Here is a 19,520-nt window from a genome sequence, read left to right as displayed (position 1 = left end):
AAAAGAAGGTCTTCAATTATTTGGGAAAGAAATAATAAGACAACTGAAAATAAAAGTAGTTTAAAGACCGGTAGTAGGTTCGCTGGTACGACGGAGATGTATTGGGAGACATAAGGAATGATAAATACGGTGAATATATAAGTTAAAAAGAGAAAAATGTAAATCGTATATACAATTGAATGAATGCGAGGGTACGATTCTTTAATTAGCTGCAGTAAAACAAATGCTAGAATAATTGTTATGTATATGACCATTTGCTAACTCGTCATCATAAGCCATTCTAAAAATGTAGATATTTCGTAAAAAAATAGTCTCAACAGTCGCAATAATTCAATTGTCATATATATATAACCAACAAAAAACAAAAAAAATGCATACTCCTTTTTACCTGTAGATTCAAAAAACAAGTGAAGAATAGCTATTAAAATACCAATTCCCGCAACTCGAAGTACATCGTGAAGTTCCACAATGCCTCCCCCTTCCATACAGACAACATATGATAGGGTCGAGTGGATTATGAAAGAAAATTACAATAGAGTATTTATCGATAGATCTTATTCTTCAAAATACCTATTTGTAAGCGACCGAATATACAATTCAGTTGCACCCTGGCTTTTCATTGGGGAAATACTTGCTATTTCACTGTATTTCCACATAGATTTGATCTTATTTTATCTTTACTTGCGTTCACCAGTTGTTTACTTGCATTCACATGTGGCTTACTTGCGTTCGTAAAGTATTTACTTGCTCTAAGTCTATACTTACTTGTGATCTATTACCTTTTACTTGCGGAACGGATAATTTTGTCAAACGACGGTGATGATTTATCGCTCCCCCCACGTACGAAAAGCGTCCGCCTGAAGCAGAAATCAGTAGTATTATATATTCATTCATAAAAAAAGAGACTCACAAGTGTGAGACTCTTCATAAAATATTATTGAGCTCTTGATACGTATGAACCTTCATCTGTATTGATAATTAGTTTATCTCCAACATTGATGAACAATGGAACCGTTACTATTAAACCAGTTTCAAGACTAGCAGTTTTAGAACCACCACCCGAAGTATCACCTTTAATACCTGGTTCTGTTTCTGTAACTTCAAGAACTACTGATTTTGGTAATTCTACTCCTAGTGTTTCTCCTTGGAATTGAATTACATGTATTTCCATATTTTCGCGTAAGAATTTTAGTTCATACTCGATTTGGTTTTCACTTAGTTCGATTTGTTCGTAAGAATCTGTATCCATGAATACATGCTGATCACCACTAGCATATAGATATTGCATTTTACGGTTATCAATTTGTGCTTTTTCTACTTTTTCTCCAGCACGGAAAGTTTTTTCATTTACTGAACCGTTACGTAAATTTCTCAATTTAGAACGTACGAATGCTGCGCCTTTACCAGGTTTAACATGTTGGAAATCCAATACTCGGTATAGTACACCATCAACTAAAATTGTTAAGCCTGTTTTAAAATCATTTACTGAAATCATTATTTTCCCTCCAAATTAAGCTAAAATTAGTAATTCTTTTGTCGAATGCGTTAACTTTTCTAAACCATTCTCCGTAACAAGAGCATCATCTTCGATTCGCACTCCACCAATATTCGGCAAGTAAATACCTGGTTCTATCGTAATAACCATACCTGGCTCCAAAACAATATCAGAACGGAATGATAATCCAGGACCCTCATGTACTTCTAATCCGATTCCATGACCTAATGAGTGACCAAATGCTTCTCCATAACCTTTTGAAGCAATATAATCCCTAGCAATAGCGTCTGCTTCTTTTCCAGTCATTCCAGGTTTAACTTTTTCTAAAGCTAATAGTTGAGAGTCGAGAACTACTTGATAAATCTCTTTCAATTGATCACTTGGTTCTCCAACAGCTAACGTACGTGTAGTATCTGAAATATACCCATTGTATAATGCACCGAAATCTAATGTTACAAAATCTCCATTTTCAATGACCTTATCAGTAGCAACCCCGTGTGGAAGTGCTGAACGTGTTCCAGAAGCAACTATTATATCAAAGGAAGAGGAAGTTGCTCCTTTTTTGCGCATGAAAAATTCCAATTCATTGGATACATCAAGCTCTGTCATACCTGGTTTTATGTAAGTTACGATATGTTCATATGCCTCATCAGCAATACGACAAGCTGCCTTTATTATACTAATCTCTTCGTCCGTCTTAATCAAGCGAATTTTTTCAACAAGCCCTGAAAGTGGCACTAAATCAGCCTGTATAGCTTGTTTGTATAGTTCAAAGTCACTATATGTTACATCATCTTTTTCAAATCCTAATGAATTTATCCCCATATCTGTAACTTGAGTAGCAATTTCTTCGATCATCGTTTTTTTATGTTGTACAATGCGGAAATCCTTAATTTGACTTGCTGCTTGCTCCGTGTAACGGAAATCCGTTATAAATACCGCATCATTTTTAGAAATGATCGCAACACCAGCCGTACCAGTAAATCCAGTCATATATCCGCGACTATAACCATTCGTTATTAATAAAGCGTCGACTCCATTTTCTTCAAGTGCTGCACGTAATTTACCTAGTTTCATTTTTAGCCCTCATCTCATTATCAAAATAACTTCTCTGTATATTTTATCACAGTAAGTGAGGTCGGTAAATTTTTCATTTTCCAAGAGGGGTGTCTTGCGAATGAAAGATTGCTGATTCCATCACAAAACGAACGCCAACAATGACAATACATATAAATGGTATAGATATTCTTTTTATCGTTTTCTCTATAGAATCTGTATCTAGAATAATCCATTCAAGTGCAACTGCGATAAGGAGCCCCACTGCAATACTAGTTATGGACACGGGAATCTTGGCAAACAATAAAGAAACATAATATAGAAGAAAACAAACACCCCATATGATAAAAAACAAACTTATCCATTTAATATATACGTTGCTCTCTTTTAATAACTGAAATGTCTTCGCATATCCTATAGGATTCCATTTAATGAAATGGAAAAAATCCAGAAGCTTAAATAAAATGGTTGTTGTCAATGCTGCAACTAGACTAGTACTGATTGATAATCCTTTCATGTCAATCCTCCTTGTGTTTCCATAGTTTAAGCGAATGAACTAGTTATTAAACCTAAGAAAACAAAATAAAAGCACAAGTGATAGGGAGTTATCACTTGTGCTTTTATTATTCTGAGATTACAAGCCACATTTTAGTTGAGCATTACAGTTGGTGCATGTGTTACATCCACCCATTTCTTCTACTGTACCTTTACGACAAACAGGGCATGTGTTTCCAACTTCTGAACCAATTGTTACATTAGTTGAACGTAAGTCTTGAATTGTATCTATTAAAACGACATGTCTTTTTTCTACTTTTTCTTCTTTTGGATGATCTTCTAATGTATTTTCCTCTGCTTTTAACGTTAGTACTTGCGAGTCACGACTTCCATCGACATACACAGTACCACCCTTAGCTCCACCGCGATATAGACGTTCGTACACTCCTTCTACCTGTTCAACCGTATATCCACGAGGCGCGTTAACCGTTTTAGAAATAGAGCTATCAATCCAGCGCTGAATGATACATTGCACATCTGCATGTGCTTCTGGAGCAAGCTCCATAGCTGTAACGAACCAATTTGGAAGATTTTCTTCTTCAGCTGCTTCATTACGTTCTAAATATTCTTGTACAATATCTGCTTTTACTTCGATGAATTTACCTAAACGACCACTTCTATAATAAGTGAATGAATAATACGGCTCAAGTCCAGTAGAAACACCAACCATTGTTCCAGTAGATCCTGTAGGTGCAACTGTTAACAAGTGGGAATTTCGGATACCATTTTCTAAAATAGAGTTTCGAATTTCTTCTGGCATTGAACTCATAAATCCAGTTTCCGTAAATGCTTTACGCAAACGTTTTGTTTCCTCTTCTGTTTCACCAGTTAAGAATGGGAAGCTTCCACGTTCTACGGCAAGTTCCGCCGATGTTTCATATGCAGCAATCGCAATTGTTTTAAATATTTCGTCCACTAAAACGTTACCTTCATCCGAACCATACTCTTTTTCACAATAGATTAACAAGTCGGCAAGACCCATCACACCTAAACCTACACGTCTTTCGCCAAGTGCTTGTACTTTATTTTCTTCTAAGAAATATGGCGTCGCATCGATCACGTTATCTTGCATACGTACACCAACACGAACCGTTTCTTTCAACGCTTCATAATCCACTGTTTTCGTTTCCTTATTTGCAAATTGCGCTAAATTCACGGCAGCCAAGTTACATACAGAATAAGGTGCAAGTGGTTGTTCGCCACAAGGATTAGTTGCGACAACTTTTTGTCCGTATGCTGTTGCATTGGTTTTTTCATTAGCATTATCGATGAAGAAAACACCTGGTTCCGCTGAATAAGTAGCACAAATATTAATCAAATTCCATAGCTCTTTCGCTTTTACTGTGCGATAAGTACGAACTTCATAGCCCATGCTTTCCCACTCACGAACATCGCCAATTTTATGCCAATTTTCATTGTAGAAATTCATCTCTTCTGGTGAATAAGCTTCGGTTGCAGGGAAACGTAATTCAAAGTCGCCATCTTCTTCCACTGCCTTCATAAAATCATCTGTAAGCGTAACGGAGATATTTGCACCAGTCAAAAACTCGGAATTATGAACAGAATAAGTTCCGCCATCACGTAATTTTGTTTCCGCATCACGAATTATCTCATCATTAAATCCACCTAGACCTGGAATCGTTTTATAATTAATAATACCTTGATACATAGCTTCTTCCTGGATAGTAAGGGGTTTGAATTTAAGCTTGTCCTTCGCAAGTTGCTTAATCGTTTCATCATTTGTATTTTCAATCAAGAAACGTAGAATACGCGGATTTTGCATTTTAGAAATTATAAATTCTGCAATATCAGGGTGCCAATCTGCTAGCATGATCATTTGTGCGCCTCTCCGTGATCCACCTTGTTCAACAAGATGAGTCAGTTTAGCTATATCATCTAACCATGAAACAGAACCTGATGATTTTCCGTTCACTCCGCGAGCTAAAGTATTTCTAGGTCTTAGAGTAGAACCATTTGTACCAACTCCACCACCACGGCTCATAATTTCCATTACTTGCTTACGGTGATCACTGATCCCCTCACGAGAATCCGCAACGAATGGCATTACATAACAGTTAAAATATGTTACATCTGTTCCCGTTCCAGCACCATAAAGTACTCGTCCAGCTGGGATGAATTTCAAAGAAACTAGTTGTTTGTAGAATTTCTCGAACCATTCACTACGTTTTTCTTCTGTTTCTTCTACAGAAGCAAGTCCTGTTGCATTTCTTTTGGCAATTTGCTCGTAATAAACTTCAAGAGGTTTTTCAATGACACTTAAAGGACGAGTAATAATTCCAGACTCGATTTTAGCAGCATCGTCAATTGCACTTCGGTAATCTTCCTCGATCTGCACCTCAGCTGTTTTTGCTTGTTCGTTAATAGAGACGATATAGCCCAGTCCACGTGCTGGGAATTTAGGATCTTCTTTCACGGTTAGAACGACAAAATCGCCCGCTTTTAACGTTTTCTTTTCTGTATCCTTAAAAGAATAGCGATCAATCATGACAAGTCTCGACACACCTTTATGTGTAAGTGTCATATCTTGCGTGATAGGGTGAACTTGTGGAAATAATTGGATATCTTTGTTTAATGCTTCGACATTTAAAGTAAGTTTGGTTTCATTTTTGGTAGTTACCATTTACTCTTCCTCCTTTCTACAAATTGCGATTGACACAATATGTAGTGGTTTTATTCATAATACGACACAACATGTAGAAGGTAAAGCAAATAGATTAGGATTTTCTAAATAAGAACTAATTTCCTATATTTCAATTTTGCTATAAGACCTAATTACTTTTATTTTTTATAATTCCATTCATCATTTGCATACCGTGTCGATTCTAGTTCTTTTACGTAATCTTGCTGTTGTTGCGTTAATTTATATTCTACCAATTCAATATCCAATGCATCCGCAAATCCTTTTTTAAAAGCTGCTTTGCATTCTTCTATCGTTATCGGTTTTGGTATTATTTTGTTAATGGAAACAGCTTTTTGCGATAAGCTTTTACTTACTCTGTTTCTTACCGCTTCCGAAGCAAATTTAAACGTCTGAATTAATTTATCTTCATCGAGATCAAGTAAAATTGCACCATGTTGTAGAATAACACCTTTTTGTCTTGTTTGCGCACTACCAGCAACTTTTTTTCCTTCAACTACAAGTTCATACCAGCTTGGAGTATCAAAACATACTGCTGATTTTGGTTTTTTTAAATTTTCTTTTTGTTCATCTGTATTCGGAACAGAAAAATAAGCGTCTAATCCAAGGTTTTGAAACCCTAACAGTAAACCCTCACTAATAACACGATAAGCCTCTGTTACAGTAGCTGGCATACTCGGGTAGCTCTCCGTAACGATCACACTGTATGTAAGTTCATGTTCGTGAAGTACCCCTCTTCCTCCAGTTGGTCTACGCACAAAACCAAGTCCTAATCTTTTTACAGCATCCATATCAATTTCTTTTTCCACTGATTGAAAATAACCAATTGATAAGGTAGCTGGATTCCATTCGTAAAATCTTATAACCGGAGGAATAAGACCTTCACTATGCCAATCTAGTAGCGCTTCATCCATCGCCATATTGTAAGATGGACTACAGGGTCCAGAATTTATGAAGTACCATTTTGCTTTTTCCACCTGAATCTCTCCCTTCACAACGTGTTTCATTTTATCAAATAGATTGAATTGTATCTAGCACTTCTTTTATAATGAATAAGGAAACATAGAAAGGGGAAAGACCGTGTTAGAATTATTGTATTTTGTCATCGCTATACTTGTTGTACTTTTAGTCTATGCTGGAATCTCGGCATACCGTTTAAAGAAAATTGTTACTAACCTCACGCAAGAGCAATTCATTGAAGGCTATCGTAAAGCCCAACTGATTGATGTTCGTGAACCAAAAGAGTTTGATGGCGGACATATTTTGGGAGCAAGAAATATCCCTTCATCTCAATTTCGTCAACGCTACAAAGAAATCCGTCCAGATAAGCCAGTGTATTTGTATGATCAAAGTGGCGCAAGAAGTTCTCGTTCAGCAATGTTTTTAAAGAAAAAAGGATATACACAATTATTCCAGCTCCAAGGTGGGTTCAAATCTTGGACAGGTAAAGTTAAATCTAAGTAATATATAAGGTTCTTCTAATTTAAGAGGAACCTTTTTTCTTTCATCCATATTATTTTGGAGGGTTTAAATGCAAAAACATATATTATTTTCTCATGAAGAAAGTTATAGACATACTCACCCGCATTATGAAGACTTTGCTATTATTTCTAGACGAATGATTACCTTATTGAACGAACATACAAATGATAATTGGCAATCGATCGACATTGGCGAATCCATCCTCCAATTGGATGGAAACTTGTTAGAAATGATGGAAAAAGGCTTGCTACAATATGAAGTGTTATGTTCCATTTTCGAAACAAAGTCTCAAGGCAAAATTTCTAATAAGACTCTATTATCCTTCGAGAATAAATTAGAGGTTGTAGAAACCTTTGAAAATAATTTGATTTTATTTCCACAATATAATGTGGCATTAACCTTAGCATTTAACTATTCTGGCGGAAATACATGGCCAGAATATCAATTTTTTTCAACATCTGTTGAACAGGCACTAAATTTTTTACAAGAAATCAACGAAAAGCTACGACAATTATTAATGCAGTCCGTTACTTATCTTGTTGATACGGAAAATGGTGTCCAGCGTAGAAATTACGGAGAGCAAGCAGCTGTTAGTAGAGAAGATGTCCTCCTAGCAGAAAGTATTAAACAGGATATTTTTCGCTCGATTGATGAATTTTTTAAAAAAGACGGACATTTTTTCAAAGATTACGGACTTCCCTACAAACGCGGAATCCTCTTATATGGAGCTCCGGGTAACGGGAAGACAACATTAGTAAAATCGATAACAGGCTCCACTAAAGCTCCAGTAGTCTATTGGCAGATTACAGAATTTACTGGTAGTCATTCCATCCAAGAAGTATTTGGTATTGTTACAAGACTAGCTCCTGCCATTTTAGTTATTGAGGATATAGATTCTATGCCAGAATACACTCGATCGGTCTTTTTAAACACGCTGGACGGCGCCCAATCCAGAGAAGGACTATTTATCATAGGGACAACCAACTACCCTCAAAAAATCGATCCTGCGCTTATTAATCGTGCCGGTCGTTTTGATCGAGCATATGAAATTCCTTCTCCAACAGAAAAAGTGCGACAAAACTATTTACGTAAACTCGATATCAAAGGAATTTTCTCTGATGATCAAGTAAAAGAGATGGCAAAGCTCTCTAAAGGGCTATCCATGTCGCAACTAAATGAATTGTATATGTCTGTTGCTCTAAACTGGCACTATGACGGGAAGTTAGATTACGAGAAGAGAATCGAAGAATTAACGAAGCAAAATAACCGAACAAATAAAAATAAATGGGAAAACGATGATAATTCAATTGGGTTTAACTATTAATGGGACTTGAGTGATAAAATTTGAAGTTTACTAATGAGCCGAAAAGGATTTACTATGCAATTGCTATTTTGTTCTCCATTGTACTTGGTCTAGCAAGTAGATATATTAATGCTCTGCCTAATTTTATCGTGAATCATGCTGGCGATACACTTTGGGCCATAATGGTGTATTTTCTATTTCGCTTTATCTTTGTACGGAACAGTCAATATTTGGCATTATGGCAAGGCTTTATTTTTTGTTTTTTTATTGAATTTAGTCAGCTCTACCAGGTAGATTGGATAAATACAATTCGAGGTACTTTGCTTGGTGCTCTAATTCTTGGTAAAGGTTTCCTTGTTGTAGATTTAATGCGTTATTCTATTGGTCTTGTTTTAGCTTGTATGATGGATAAATGGCTTTCTTATTTAAATAATAGGGCTAAACTTGAAAAACTATAAAAGGCATAACGTTGATTAAACAACATTTATGCCTTTTATAGTTCTTGTAATTTTGACTAAATTAACACTTTTCGGACTGCCCTATTTTTTATTATTCAGTTGTTAAAGTGAAACTTCAATCAGTAAGGGTTTTCTTCTCCCCACTGATTGTTAGTTGAACCATTCGGTTATCTCCCACTTATGCTTTATTACTTGACCCAAGCCTTGAAGTGGGAATCTTACTACGCATAGGACGTAATAGTGCCGATTTTGCCATAGGACCTGGCAACTTTAATCGGCCTGCCCGTTAATACGGGATAAATAACGTTCCTTTAAAATATTGCAATGATGTAGCTCATGGCCAAGGATTATCACAATAAGTGCTCGGGCAGTTACATTACAGTTATTCGCAGTTCCACTTTTTAGCATGCAGTCAGCTTCTATGCTTTTTACTAAGTGAATAGTTGACCTACGAACAGCTTGTAGGTTTTGCAGTAAATCATTTATCGTTTGCTTATTAAATGAGGCTGCCTGTACATAGGTTTCTTCGTCAAAACCAGGAAGTGAAACTGCATCTCCTCGTACAACTGATAATAGTCTATGAGCCATTATTCGTTCTGTGTCTGCCATATGGCCAAGCAATTCTTTAATAGTCCATTTATTATCGGCATATCGGAACATTCCCTGCTCCTCAGGTATCTGGGAGACCAAGTTACTAGTTTTATCAATTCCCTCTACCAACAAATCATGAAAATCCCCTTCAGAAACTAATTCAACATAACTTTGATAATACGGGGCAAACTCATCTTTTCCTAGTATTTTATGCATCTGTACAACCTCCTCTATTTTGTTCTTTATATATTCCACTGAAAGTTTAATAATTCCTTTAAATAGAATAAATGGACGGCAAAAAGTGCGATTCTACGGAGAATCGCACTCTTACTTTATGCTTTTGTATATCTCAATACTGGCTTACGAGCAGCTTTTGTTTCATCTAAACGATTAATAACCGTAGTATGCGGAGCATTTTGAACGATTTCTGGATTTTCTTCTACTTCTATCGCAATTTGGATCATTGCATCACAGAATGCATCTAATGTTTCTTTTGACTCAGTTTCTGTTGGTTCGATCATCATGCCCTCTTCTACATTTAATGGGAAGTAGATTGTAGGTGGGTGATAACCAAAGTCAAGCAAACGTTTTGCCATATCTAGTGTACGAACGCCAAGTTTCTTCTGACGGCGGCCACTTAGAACGAATTCATGCTTACAATGACGATTATAAGGAAGGTCAAAATGCTCTTCTAAGCGTCTCATCATATAGTTAGCATTTAATACTGCATACTCCGTTACCGCTTTAAGACCATCTGGACCCATTGAACGAATATACGTGTATGCACGAACATTAATACCAAAGTTACCATAGAAAGGTTTTACGCGACCAATAGTTTGAGGACGATTATAGTCAAATGTATATTTGTCATCTTCTTTTACTAGCACAGGGCTTGGTAAGAACGGAATTAAGTCAGCTTTTACCCCTACTGGACCTGAACCCGGACCTCCACCGCCGTGTGGACCTGTGAATGTTTTATGCAAGTTCAAGTGAACACAGTCAAAGCCCATATCCCCTGGACGTGCTTTAGACATAACTGCATTTAAATTCGCACCATCATAATATAATTTACCACCAACACCGTGGATAATTTCAGCTAATTCTAAAATAGTTTCTTCGAATAAACCTAATGTATTTGGATTTGTTAGCATTAATGCAGCAGTATCTGGACCGACAACACGACGTAAATCCTCCAAGTCTACTAAGCCATCCTCATTCGATTTAACTGTAATCGTTTCAAAACCTGCAACTGTTGCTGAAGCAGGATTTGTTCCATGCGCAGAGTCAGGTACAATTACTTTTGTACGATGTGTATCACCATTTGCTTCATGGAATGCACGAATCATCATTAGAGCAGTCCATTCACCATGTGCGCCTGCAGCAGGTTGAAGCGTCACTTCATCCATTCCAGTAATTTCGATTAAATGCTCTTGAAGATCGTACATTAACTCCATTGCACCTTGAACAGAAGCTTCATCTTGTAATGGATGAATATTTGCGAACCCTGGGAAACGAGCAACCGACTCATTAATCTTCGGATTGTATTTCATCGTACAAGATCCAAGTGGATAAAATCCTGTATCTACACCATGATTACGGTTCGATAATGCGGTATAATGACGCATAATATCAAGCTCAGATACTTCTGGTAATTCAGCTTCTTCAACGCGTTGCATACCTTCTGGTAAAAGAGTTGATAAATCTACTTCAGGTACATCAAGTTCAGGTAGGTTATATCCTACACGGCCTTCTTTTGTGATTTCAAAAATTAGTGGTTGATTATCCTTATGCATAAAGAGCCCCCATTTCTTGCACGAGTGCATCTATTTCCTCTTTTGTACGCTGTTCTGTTACAGCAATTAATACATGATTTTTAAGATCCGTATTGACGCGACCTAAGTCAAAACCACCGATAATTCCTTTTTCAAGAAGTCCCTTATTAGCATCTGCAATTGAACCGTTTACTTTTACAACGATTTCGTTAAAATGAGCCCCTTGATATGGCACTTCAAATCCTGCTTTTTCAAAGGATTGTTTTGCATAATGTGTTTTCACGATATTTTGAGTGGCCATTTCTTTTACACCATTTTTACCAAGTGCAGTCATTGCTACTGAAGCCGCAAGTGCATTTAATGCCTGATTTGAACAGATGTTTGAAGTAGCTTTATCGCGACGGATATGCTGTTCACGAGCTTGTAAAGTTAATACATACCCACGACGCCCTTCCTCATCCGTAGTTTCACCTACTAAACGACCTGGAACTTTACGCATAAGCTTAGAGTTTACTGCAAAGAATCCACAGTGAGGCCCACCGAACGCTTCGGAAATTCCAAAGACTTGTGCATCTCCTACTGTAATATCTGCTCCAAATTTACCCGGAGGTGTTAATACACCAAGTGCAAGCGGGTTTGCAGAAACAACGAATAATGCTTTTTGCGCATGAGTCAATTGCTCCACTTTCGCCAAATCCTCAATTTGACCGAAGAAATTTGGATACTGAACTAAAACAGCCGCAGTTTCTTCATCCACTAATTCTTCTAGTTTCGCTAAATCAGTTACCCCATCTTTTGTTGGTACAGTAATTACTTGAACATTTTGTCCTTTTGCATACATTTTCACAACATCGACATATTCAGGATGTACTGCCTCAGAAACGATTAACTTTTTACGGCGAGTGTGCCCTGCTGCCAAGTTACCAGCTTCAGCTAGTGCCGTACCACCATCATACATAGAAGAATTTGCTATATCCATACCCGTCAGCTCACAAATCATTGTTTGGAATTCAAAGATAGCTTGTAATTCCCCTTGGGAAATCTCTGGTTGATAAGGAGTGTAAGCAGTGTAAAATTCAGATCTAGAGATAACATGATCAACAATAATAGGTTTGAAATGATCATAAACACCAGCACCTAAAAAAGATGCATATTGTTTACTGTCTGCATTTTTCGACGCAAGCTGACCCAACTCTTTTAACAAGGCAGATTCAGCTTTCGCAGGTTTAATATTGTACTCACCTTTAAAACGAACTTTTTCTGGAATGTCTGCAAACAATTCATCAATTGAAGAAATGCCAATAACATCTAGCATTTCTCGTTGATCCTGCTCAGTCATAGGTAAATAACGATGCTTCATCAATGGACAACCTCTTTCTATGTCTTATTTTTCTCTTTTATAAAATGGAGTTGCTACTGTAACTGCTTTTAGTCGTTTATTTCTTATTTCAATTTCTACCTCTTGCCCAAGTTCTGCAAATGTTGCGTCAATTATAGCTAAACCAATATTTTTCTTAAGTGTAGGTGATTGTGTACCCGATGTAACATGCCCAATTTGCTTGTTATCTACGAATACTGGATATCCCGTACGAGGAATTCCTTTATCAATCATTTCGATACCAATACTTTTCCTTGGTACACCGTTCTCTTTTTGCTCAAGTAAAATTGATTTACCATTAAAATCTTGTTCTTTTTTTAGTTTTACAACAAAACCAATATTAGCTTCAAGTGGCGAAATATCTTTCGTTAGTTCTTGACCATATAGTGGTAAACAAGCTTCAAAACGCAAAGTATCACGAGCACCTAAACCGCATGGAAGAATACCTTCCTCACTACCTGCATCTAAAATACTGCCCCAAAGATCTGTTACATCATTTGCAGAAGCATATAGTTCAAATCCATCTTCCCCTGTATAGCCAGTTCTTGAGATAATCACATTTTTACCAGCCACTTCGACATTGTTTGCAAAACGGAAGAATCCAATTTCGTCTAAATTTTTGGTAGTAAGCTTTTGTAAAATGACTTGTGCTAACGGTCCTTGTAAAGCAAGTAAACCATAATCTTCTGATTTATTTACTAGTGTTACATCTCCAATTACATTTTCTAGCATCCAATTATAATCTTTTTCAATATTACCAGCGTTTACAACAAGAAGATAATGATTGTCTTCAATTTTATAAATTAATAAATCGTCTACAATTCCGCCGTCCTTATAACACATGGCTGAGTATTGTGCCTGGCCATCTACTAATTTTGAGACATCATTCGTCATAAGCTTTTGAAGATATTCTTCACTATCTGTACCTGTTAGGATTATTTCTCCCATATGAGAAACATCAAACAATCCAGCTTTCGTTCTCACTGCTTCGTGCTCGGCCTTGATACTTGAGAATTGGACTGGAAGCTCCCAGCCTCCGAAGTCAATGGTCTTTCCTCCGTAATTTGCATATACATCAAATAAAGGTGTTCGTTTCAACTGTTCTGCCAAAATAATCTCCTCCTTCACTATTTCCATACAAAAAAGGACAGAGTAACCCCTTTGGAAAAACAAGGGTTCTCTGTCCTGGGACCTGAAAGTTTACCAAAAATGGCTTTCCTCTTTGGTGGCTTCACGTAGTAAAACGAAAGCGCTCTCCAGAGTTGCGTCCTATACGAGTTCTTTTGCCTGAGAGATTCATAATTTACATTACTTGCTCCTTCGGCGACGCAACTGGTGCGTTCTCTCCCCGTATAATCATCCGCGATATCTGTGTAACACACTCTTTGTCTATATCCTAACATTCAAGTGAATTATAAGCAATACTTTTTAATAAAATCATCTAAAGACGAACATTTTTGTTGAAATAACAAAAATCATCCGCCTTTTAGTCGATTTACTTGGTATCCAGCGTATTCTGTTATTTGTCTTAGTGGTCTATGTTCCGTTCGAATCGTTATATGTGCCGCCTTTTTATAAAACCACTTCCTCGTTTTAAATAATTGTTCTAATTCTTCCTTTGTACTATTCTGCACAATCGGTCTGTTTTTGTCGTGTTTTATTCTCATCCAAATATCTTCAAAAGTTGCATCTAAATAAAGTACAAGCCCAGTTCTTCGCATCACTTCGATATTTTTTTCGTTCATGGCAACCCCGCCACCTGTTGAAATGATGCACGATTCGTTTCGGAAATTTTCAAGAAAGTCAGTCTCTACTTTACGAAAGTACGCTTCTCCCTCTTGCTCAAATATCTCAGGAATCGTCCTATTTTGCAATCTTACAATTTCCTTATCCATATCGTAGTAGGGCATTTTTAAAAAAAAGCTCAATCTTCTACCAATTACACTCTTACCACTACCCATAAATCCAACTAAATATACTTTATACATAATTCACCAACTCACTAAATTCCAATTTTCTCGGTGCCATAGAACAATCAAGTTATTCTTTATTATAGAGAGTGGCTTTTTTTATTACAACTATAAAAAAATGAGTTTAATGGAAACTATCGCATATTCTGTCGAAGGAATACCTCTATTTTTTCGATCGTTGCATCCGTATAAAACATCTCTAAAGCATCATACGTTTGATACTTGGATTGATATGCAGCTGTAATTGACAGCAACAAGACAGTAACAACTAGCAAAAGAACAACTACAGCCGGTAAGAATACCCCTCTTTCATTCTGTACGAAATGTAACATAAAATACATGCTCCTTTTCTATACCATTCAAAAAATCCACCTTCATTCGCAATGAGTTTCCTTCTATTTCAACAAATAGAGATTCAATATTAAATAACATTTGTTCATGACCAACCAAATTTTTTATTTTACGTATTAAGTTTTTATAAGACTCCACTCTATAACTTATTTGATCTTTTCCGATCGTAATCCCTCTTGAATTTTCATAAACTACGATAAAGTCCACTTCCGTTAAAAAAGAATCTACATACTGGATAAACAATGCCCATTCTGTTTCGGTAGTATCGGTCACATTTGCCTCCGTTTTAGTTAACCACCACATAGTACCTGCCAACACTTGAGCAAACAGCATAAACACGGCTAAATGAAGAATTCCCTCCAGTAAAGTGTAACCTGATTGATCACGGATTTTCATTTTATGAGTGGCATACATTTACGTTGCTCCTCTCGCATCCCTTCATAGTCTACACAAATTTTTTCGCCACTAATTTCGTAAGAATACATAACTCCATCTACTTGCATTGCTCCAGTTAAAATACCTTCTACTATATACATCTTTGCAATTTCATACATAACTAAAGACGAATGATAATCTCTTTTTTTATCTTCTAGTCGAACAATCATGCTGTTTAATAACGGCAATATTGTCGTGGCAATTAGAAAAGTAATACTTAATGATAAAACTGTTTCTGGCCAGGAAAAACCATAACTATTTTTCATAATTTATCACACCTCTACCTATATAAAGTGTAATTCCCTTCTCTCCTCTATCAGTTTCAAACAATAAGCTTCCAAAACTGTATATATTACCATTTGGATGAAATGTAATGACTTTTAAAGTACTTTCATTACTTAATCGCATATTCTTTGGCAAATCGTTTTCGAACCAGACAATACCTGCTGATTCTGCCTTATATTGCGTTCGGTTGTTAGGGAAATTTAAATAAGTATACCTATTTTCACCTATAGAGATAGCTTGAAGTCTCAAAATGTCTAAATGTAGTTGCCGAAAAAATCTATCTTCCTCCATATCCTTCATTTTTGTAGAAGTTATAAATAGAACAGAAGAAGATACGACCATTACAATCGATAAAACAAGTAACATCTCAATCATTGTAAATCCCTTCTCGTTCCACTTAAATTTAGTCATAATGAACTTATCCACTAGTCACTTTTCCAGTAGCAGGATCTATCGTAACAGACTCCCCATTAGGACATATTGTGTTTTCACCAGGCAAATAGCCTCCTGTCTCAAGTTCTACCAATGTTGGTATTGTTTTATGTTCAATTTTATATGCCGCGACTTGACCTTCAACCATTTTCACAAATGCTTGACAGCTTTTTTCATCAATATTCGCAGAATGCTTTGTTACATTGGGGATTGATATAAGAATCAACACAGATATAATAAGCAAAACAATCATCATTTCCACCAGAGTAAAACCACGGTCATTTTTCAATAATTTTTTCATAATTTCTCCTTTACACAATGTTAATCATGTTATAAATAGGCAATAATATCGCCAAATAAGCACCAATGATAAAAACCGCTAAGATTAAAAATAAGGTTGGTTGAACTATACTTATATAAAGTGAAAGCTTCCTTTCAATTTCTTGGCTAAGAAACTCATTGTAGAGAGAGAGCTCCCTGCCTAAATAACCACTATTTTCACCGTGCACAACAAAATGGAATAATTCTGTTGTAAAAGAGTCTATGAGGAAAACAGCCTGTGAAAACGATTCACCATGTACAACTTTGCTTTTCATTTGTTTTCCGATAAACTGGAGCACCTTATGTTCCTGTTGAGACATTAATGCCTCCAATGATTGTTGTAATGACATACCGCTCTCCATGAGTCCACCCATCTCTCTTGCAAATACTCTTGTAAGTAGCAAACGATACCAACTTCTCACTATAGGCAATTTTAAATAAATCAAGTGTTGCTTCTCTATGGGGAGCTTTTTAAGTAATATATACAACAATATAAATAGACAGGAACTAATAATCGCAGTGACGAAAAATATATTGGGCATCTGCAAAAGATAACCTGTCCAAGTCAAGGAATTGTCCGATGACTCATTTCCTTTAGAACCAATTAAAGATTCCATATTTGGTAAAAAGTAAATTCTAAACATCGTAAACAACAAAAAAAGTATCATAAATAAAAATACCGGATACATCAATAAGTTATTTAAACGTTTTTTTGCACCTTCAAAAAACGCAGTATTCACACTCAATACAGCAATTGTTTGTTGTAATTGACCATGAACTGAGGCAAGATTCAATGGCAACAATAATCTACTTGGAAACCCTAATAATTTAAATACATCAACTACGGCTAATCCATTTCGTTGTACATCAGTTATACGTTTACTAACTGTCTTTGAATCTTTCACATGAAAAGGTAATAACATAGTGACCGATTCGTGAAATGTATATCCTTCCATCAAGAGATCACTTAGTCTACTCAAAAATGAGGCATGCATATTGGATGGAATTGTTTGATGCTTCCTATCCAAATAAACTTTAACCTTTTTCAATAACACCTTCTCTTACCCCTCTCTCAATTTGATAGGATAAAGAAAGTGTATATGGAATATGGAAGGTTTTACCTACAAGAATAGATTGAAATGCTCCCTCTAACAATTCATCTGAAAGAATTTCAAACACTGCAGATAATTCAGATTCTACTCCTACTGAAGCAACGACTAGTCTTTGAGTAACGATACCAGTAATGGTTTGCCTTAACTCTTCTGCGGTGATTCCTAAATCTAATAGACGATAAAGAGATCCTACGCCGTCCTTTGCATGAATGGTTGACACTACAAGATGACCTGTTAGCGCTGCTTGTATAGCTGCTTTAGCAGTGGCCTCATCCCTAATCTCCCCTATCATAATCACATCTGGTGAATGGCGCAGTATAGCCTTTAAACCTGTGGAATAGGTTACTCCTGAACGTTCATTTACTTGGATTTGAAGTAAATGAGATTGACTATTTTCGACTGGGTCTTCTAAAGAAATTACATGTCGATTTAAATTTTCTGCACAGTATTTGGTAAGCGAATACATTGTAGTGGACTTTCCAGATCCAGTAGGACCAACGAATAAGATTAGTCCTTGACGATTATTGGCAAGTTCTACAATTTTTTCCGTTGCATCCCTATATAAAGAGAGGGAATGAATAATTTTGGCGTTGTCATGCTGTTGGAGGCGAATTACCATACTTTCTTTTCCGAAAATAGAGGGAAGTGTAGAAACACGAAATGAGAATTTATGAGAATTGAATACTTGTTGAAAGGAACCGCTTTGTGGCTTTCTTTTTTCGCTGATATCAAGAGAGGATAAAAACTTGAAGAATGAAATGATACGCTCTCCTATATTCAAAGGGAGCTTGCCCGCTTCAAACATTTGAGAATTTTTTTTGAAGTAATAAATGTAGTCTTCCTCGTTAGGAATCACGTGTAAATCGGATGCACCAAATTTATGGGCTTTTATCAGTAATCGAAAACATTTTTGTTCTATTAGATTTTCTACTTGTTGCATAAATTTCCTTTCCCCAGATACAAGTTGCGACCGCAAACAGCTTGTACCTAGTATTATACTTGCTTGTTTATAAAAAAGGAAGTAATTATTTTAATTTTCTGTCACATGAAATTATTTAATTATCTTTCGTTCTTGATTATAATAGTAACTAATAAAGAAAGAAGGTAATTGCATGCCAAATACTTTAAAGCTCACAAATGCTTTAGCAGATGAAACTAGGTATTCCATTTATCAATATATCGTAAAACAAGCACAATCAGTAAATGTGCAACAAATTGCAGAACAATTCAGCATCCATCCTAATGTAGCGAGACTCCATCTAACTAAACTAAATGATTCTAAGCTAATTACTTCTGAGTTACTTAATAGTAAAAAAGGCGGTCGCCCGGCAAGAATATATACACTTGCAGATCAACCAATTTACTTAAGTTTTCCTAAGCAAGAGAATCATTTACTATTAGAGTGGTTATTAGAATTAGTAGAAACTATGGGAACAGAAGCGCTTGATAAAGCAAAAAATATTAGCTATAATTCTGGTTACAATTCTATACATCAGTCATTATTAGCAGATCCGAACTTCGAACAAAAAATAGAGCTGCTATCTGCTGCAGCACTCTCTGTGGGTTATATTCCTAATATCGAGAACAAGGAAGATAAACAAATTATTACATTCTCTATTTTCAATTGTCCTTATAAAGGGCAACTATCCAAACATCCACATATTATTTGTAGTATTCATGAATCCTTTTTAAAAGGACAGTTTGATGCTTTGTTCCCAAATAATGAATTCATTCAGCTGGAAAGTAAACAAAATCACTGTAGCAATTGCGTATATCAAATAGAAGTTCTATAATGAAGGCATAGATAATACATATTTGTGACAATGCAGAGTATAATGTGTAAAGAAAACTAATAATCAGTTTAC

23 protein-coding genes and 1 riboswitch are annotated in these 19,520 nt (G+C 36.0%); of the genes, 4 read left to right on the top strand and 19 right to left on the bottom strand.

From position 1 onward, the window contains the following. Positions 1-257: 257 nt before the first annotated feature. From MKY37_RS19740 to MKY37_RS19710, 7 genes are all read right to left on the bottom strand, one after another. Positions 258-467 carry a SpoIIIAC/SpoIIIAD family protein gene (locus MKY37_RS19740; protein ID WP_211894595.1) on the bottom strand — a complete coding sequence of 70 codons (210 nt, stop codon included), beginning with the start codon at positions 465-467 and terminating at the stop codon, positions 258-260. Between the two features lie 241 nt (positions 468-708). Further along, positions 709-894: a hypothetical protein gene (locus MKY37_RS19735; RefSeq protein ID WP_340779540.1), complete on the bottom strand. Its 186-nt coding sequence runs from the start codon at positions 892-894 to the stop codon at positions 709-711. A 40-nt stretch (positions 895-934) separates the two neighbouring features. Further along, positions 935-1,495 carry an elongation factor P gene (gene efp / locus MKY37_RS19730; protein WP_211894596.1) on the bottom strand — a complete coding sequence of 187 codons (561 nt, stop codon included), beginning with the start codon at positions 1,493-1,495 and terminating at the stop codon, positions 935-937. Between the two features lie 15 nt (positions 1,496-1,510). Beyond that, on the bottom strand, positions 1,511-2,572 hold the full coding sequence (locus MKY37_RS19725) for a M24 family metallopeptidase (RefSeq protein WP_340779537.1): 1,062 nt from the start codon (positions 2,570-2,572) through the stop codon (positions 1,511-1,513). A 73-nt stretch (positions 2,573-2,645) separates the two neighbouring features. Continuing rightward, complete coding sequence (locus MKY37_RS19720) at positions 2,646-3,068, bottom strand: hypothetical protein (RefSeq protein ID WP_340779534.1); 423 nt, start codon at positions 3,066-3,068, stop codon at positions 2,646-2,648. 117 nt (positions 3,069-3,185) lie between these two features. Beyond that, positions 3,186-5,747, bottom strand: a complete 2,562-nt coding sequence (locus MKY37_RS19715; RefSeq protein ID WP_340779532.1) for a vitamin B12-dependent ribonucleotide reductase — start codon at positions 5,745-5,747, stop codon at positions 3,186-3,188. Between the two features lie 158 nt (positions 5,748-5,905). Continuing rightward, on the bottom strand, positions 5,906-6,742 hold the full coding sequence (locus tag MKY37_RS19710) for a lipoate--protein ligase family protein (RefSeq protein ID WP_340779530.1): 837 nt from the start codon (positions 6,740-6,742) through the stop codon (positions 5,906-5,908). Positions 6,743-6,845: 103 nt separating this feature from the next. Here MKY37_RS19710 and MKY37_RS19705 point away from each other — a divergent pair, with 103 nt between their 5' ends. The 3 genes from MKY37_RS19705 (at position 6,846) to MKY37_RS19695 (ending at position 9,008) form a co-directional block, all read left to right on the top strand. Then, positions 6,846-7,229 carry a rhodanese-like domain-containing protein gene (locus tag MKY37_RS19705; protein WP_340779529.1) on the top strand — a complete coding sequence of 128 codons (384 nt, stop codon included), beginning with the start codon at positions 6,846-6,848 and terminating at the stop codon, positions 7,227-7,229. 67 nt (positions 7,230-7,296) lie between these two features. Continuing rightward, entirely contained in the window at positions 7,297-8,571 is a 1,275-nt protein-coding gene (locus tag MKY37_RS19700; RefSeq protein ID WP_340779527.1) for an ATP-binding protein, read from the top strand. 20 nt (positions 8,572-8,591) lie between these two features. Continuing rightward, complete coding sequence (locus MKY37_RS19695; protein WP_340779525.1) at positions 8,592-9,008, top strand: ribosomal maturation YjgA family protein; 417 nt, start codon at positions 8,592-8,594, stop codon at positions 9,006-9,008. 270 nt (positions 9,009-9,278) lie between these two features. Here MKY37_RS19695 and MKY37_RS19690 read toward each other — a convergent pair whose 3' ends face one another. From MKY37_RS19690 to comGA, 12 genes are all read right to left on the bottom strand, one after another. Beyond that, a complete protein-coding gene (locus MKY37_RS19690) occupies positions 9,279-9,815 on the bottom strand; it encodes a DinB family protein (RefSeq protein WP_340779523.1) in 537 nt (178 codons plus the stop codon). A 116-nt stretch (positions 9,816-9,931) separates the two neighbouring features. Beyond that, positions 9,932-11,392: an aminomethyl-transferring glycine dehydrogenase subunit GcvPB gene (gene gcvPB, locus MKY37_RS19685; protein ID WP_340779521.1), complete on the bottom strand. Its 1,461-nt coding sequence runs from the start codon at positions 11,390-11,392 to the stop codon at positions 9,932-9,934. Beyond that, positions 11,385-12,731, bottom strand: coding sequence for an aminomethyl-transferring glycine dehydrogenase subunit GcvPA (gene gcvPA / locus MKY37_RS19680; RefSeq protein ID WP_340779517.1), 1,347 nt, complete (start codon positions 12,729-12,731; stop codon positions 11,385-11,387). The genes gcvPB and gcvPA overlap by 8 nt, the downstream gene beginning before the upstream one ends. A 24-nt stretch (positions 12,732-12,755) precedes the next feature. Further along, positions 12,756-13,886 (bottom strand): glycine cleavage system aminomethyltransferase GcvT, encoded by a 1,131-nt coding sequence (gene gcvT, locus MKY37_RS19675; protein WP_340779514.1) that lies wholly within the window; start codon positions 13,884-13,886, stop codon positions 12,756-12,758. A gap of 128 nt (positions 13,887-14,014) precedes the next feature. Further along, positions 14,015-14,109, bottom strand: a riboswitch (glycine riboswitch). Positions 14,110-14,224: 115 nt separating this feature from the next. Further along, positions 14,225-14,737, bottom strand: a complete 513-nt coding sequence (locus MKY37_RS19670) for a shikimate kinase (RefSeq protein WP_340779512.1) — start codon at positions 14,735-14,737, stop codon at positions 14,225-14,227. Positions 14,738-14,853: 116 nt separating this feature from the next. Beyond that, the gene (locus MKY37_RS19665; protein WP_340779510.1) at positions 14,854-15,051 is read right to left on the bottom strand and encodes a hypothetical protein; all 198 of its coding nucleotides are present in this window, start codon (positions 15,049-15,051) and stop codon (positions 14,854-14,856) included. Continuing rightward, on the bottom strand, positions 15,029-15,484 hold the full coding sequence (gene comGF, locus MKY37_RS19660) for a competence type IV pilus minor pilin ComGF (RefSeq protein ID WP_340779508.1): 456 nt from the start codon (positions 15,482-15,484) through the stop codon (positions 15,029-15,031). Before comGF ends, MKY37_RS19665 begins: the two co-directional genes overlap by 23 nt. Further along, on the bottom strand, positions 15,463-15,771 hold the full coding sequence (locus tag MKY37_RS19655; RefSeq protein WP_340779506.1) for a hypothetical protein: 309 nt from the start codon (positions 15,769-15,771) through the stop codon (positions 15,463-15,465). The genes comGF and MKY37_RS19655 overlap by 22 nt, the downstream gene beginning before the upstream one ends. Beyond that, a complete protein-coding gene (gene comGD, locus MKY37_RS19650; protein ID WP_340779505.1) occupies positions 15,761-16,201 on the bottom strand; it encodes a competence type IV pilus minor pilin ComGD in 441 nt (146 codons plus the stop codon). The genes MKY37_RS19655 and comGD overlap by 11 nt, the downstream gene beginning before the upstream one ends. A gap of 7 nt (positions 16,202-16,208) precedes the next feature. Beyond that, on the bottom strand, positions 16,209-16,523 hold the full coding sequence (gene comGC / locus MKY37_RS19645; RefSeq protein ID WP_340779502.1) for a competence type IV pilus major pilin ComGC: 315 nt from the start codon (positions 16,521-16,523) through the stop codon (positions 16,209-16,211). A gap of 10 nt (positions 16,524-16,533) precedes the next feature. After that, complete coding sequence (comGB, locus tag MKY37_RS19640; RefSeq protein ID WP_340779501.1) at positions 16,534-17,592, bottom strand: competence type IV pilus assembly protein ComGB; 1,059 nt, start codon at positions 17,590-17,592, stop codon at positions 16,534-16,536. Then, positions 17,579-18,595 carry a competence type IV pilus ATPase ComGA gene (gene comGA / locus MKY37_RS19635; RefSeq protein WP_340779499.1) on the bottom strand — a complete coding sequence of 339 codons (1,017 nt, stop codon included), beginning with the start codon at positions 18,593-18,595 and terminating at the stop codon, positions 17,579-17,581. The genes comGB and comGA overlap by 14 nt, the downstream gene beginning before the upstream one ends. 172 nt (positions 18,596-18,767) lie before the next feature. On the opposite strand from comGA, the gene MKY37_RS19630 reads away from it, so the two are divergent. Beyond that, entirely contained in the window at positions 18,768-19,448 is a 681-nt protein-coding gene (locus MKY37_RS19630; protein WP_340779498.1) for a helix-turn-helix transcriptional regulator, read from the top strand. Positions 19,449-19,520: the final 72 nt, after the last annotated feature.

This window comes from Psychrobacillus sp. FSL K6-2836 (genome assembly GCF_038003085.1).
GTDB lineage: Bacteria > Bacillota > Bacilli > Bacillales_A > Planococcaceae > Psychrobacillus.
This window is presented reverse-complemented; position numbering and strand designations above follow the sequence as displayed.

Excerpts from the sequence above, each read along its gene's own strand:
- MKY37_RS19735 (WP_340779540.1), bottom strand. The coding sequence starts at position 894 with ATGAATGAATATATAATACTACTGATTTCTGCTTCAGGCGGACGCTTT.
- efp (WP_211894596.1), bottom strand. The coding sequence starts at position 1,495 with ATGATTTCAGTAAATGATTTTAAAACAGGCTTAACAATTTTAGTTGAT.
- MKY37_RS19725 (WP_340779537.1), bottom strand. The coding sequence starts at position 2,572 with ATGAAACTAGGTAAATTACGTGCAGCACTTGAAGAAAATGGAGTCGAC.
- MKY37_RS19720 (WP_340779534.1), bottom strand. The coding sequence starts at position 3,068 with ATGAAAGGATTATCAATCAGTACTAGTCTAGTTGCAGCATTGACAACA.
- MKY37_RS19715 (WP_340779532.1), bottom strand. The coding sequence starts at position 5,747 with ATGGTAACTACCAAAAATGAAACCAAACTTACTTTAAATGTCGAAGCA.
- MKY37_RS19700 (WP_340779527.1), top strand. The coding sequence starts at position 7,297 with ATGCAAAAACATATATTATTTTCTCATGAAGAAAGTTATAGACATACT.
- MKY37_RS19690 (WP_340779523.1), bottom strand. The coding sequence starts at position 9,815 with ATGCATAAAATACTAGGAAAAGATGAGTTTGCCCCGTATTATCAAAGT.
- gcvPB (WP_340779521.1), bottom strand. The coding sequence starts at position 11,392 with ATGCATAAGGATAATCAACCACTAATTTTTGAAATCACAAAAGAAGGC.
- gcvPA (WP_340779517.1), bottom strand. The coding sequence starts at position 12,731 with ATGAAGCATCGTTATTTACCTATGACTGAGCAGGATCAACGAGAAATG.
- gcvT (WP_340779514.1), bottom strand. The coding sequence starts at position 13,886 with ATGGAAATAGTGAAGGAGGAGATTATTTTGGCAGAACAGTTGAAACGA.
- MKY37_RS19670 (WP_340779512.1), bottom strand. The coding sequence starts at position 14,737 with ATGTATAAAGTATATTTAGTTGGATTTATGGGTAGTGGTAAGAGTGTA.
- MKY37_RS19665 (WP_340779510.1), bottom strand. The coding sequence starts at position 15,051 with ATGTTACATTTCGTACAGAATGAAAGAGGGGTATTCTTACCGGCTGTA.
- comGF (WP_340779508.1), bottom strand. The coding sequence starts at position 15,484 with ATGTATGCCACTCATAAAATGAAAATCCGTGATCAATCAGGTTACACT.
- MKY37_RS19655 (WP_340779506.1), bottom strand. The coding sequence starts at position 15,771 with ATGAAAAATAGTTATGGTTTTTCCTGGCCAGAAACAGTTTTATCATTA.
- comGD (WP_340779505.1), bottom strand. The coding sequence starts at position 16,201 with ATGACTAAATTTAAGTGGAACGAGAAGGGATTTACAATGATTGAGATG.
- comGC (WP_340779502.1), bottom strand. The coding sequence starts at position 16,523 with ATGAAAAAATTATTGAAAAATGACCGTGGTTTTACTCTGGTGGAAATG.
- comGA (WP_340779499.1), bottom strand. The coding sequence starts at position 18,595 with ATGCAACAAGTAGAAAATCTAATAGAACAAAAATGTTTTCGATTACTG.
- MKY37_RS19630 (WP_340779498.1), top strand. The coding sequence starts at position 18,768 with ATGCCAAATACTTTAAAGCTCACAAATGCTTTAGCAGATGAAACTAGG.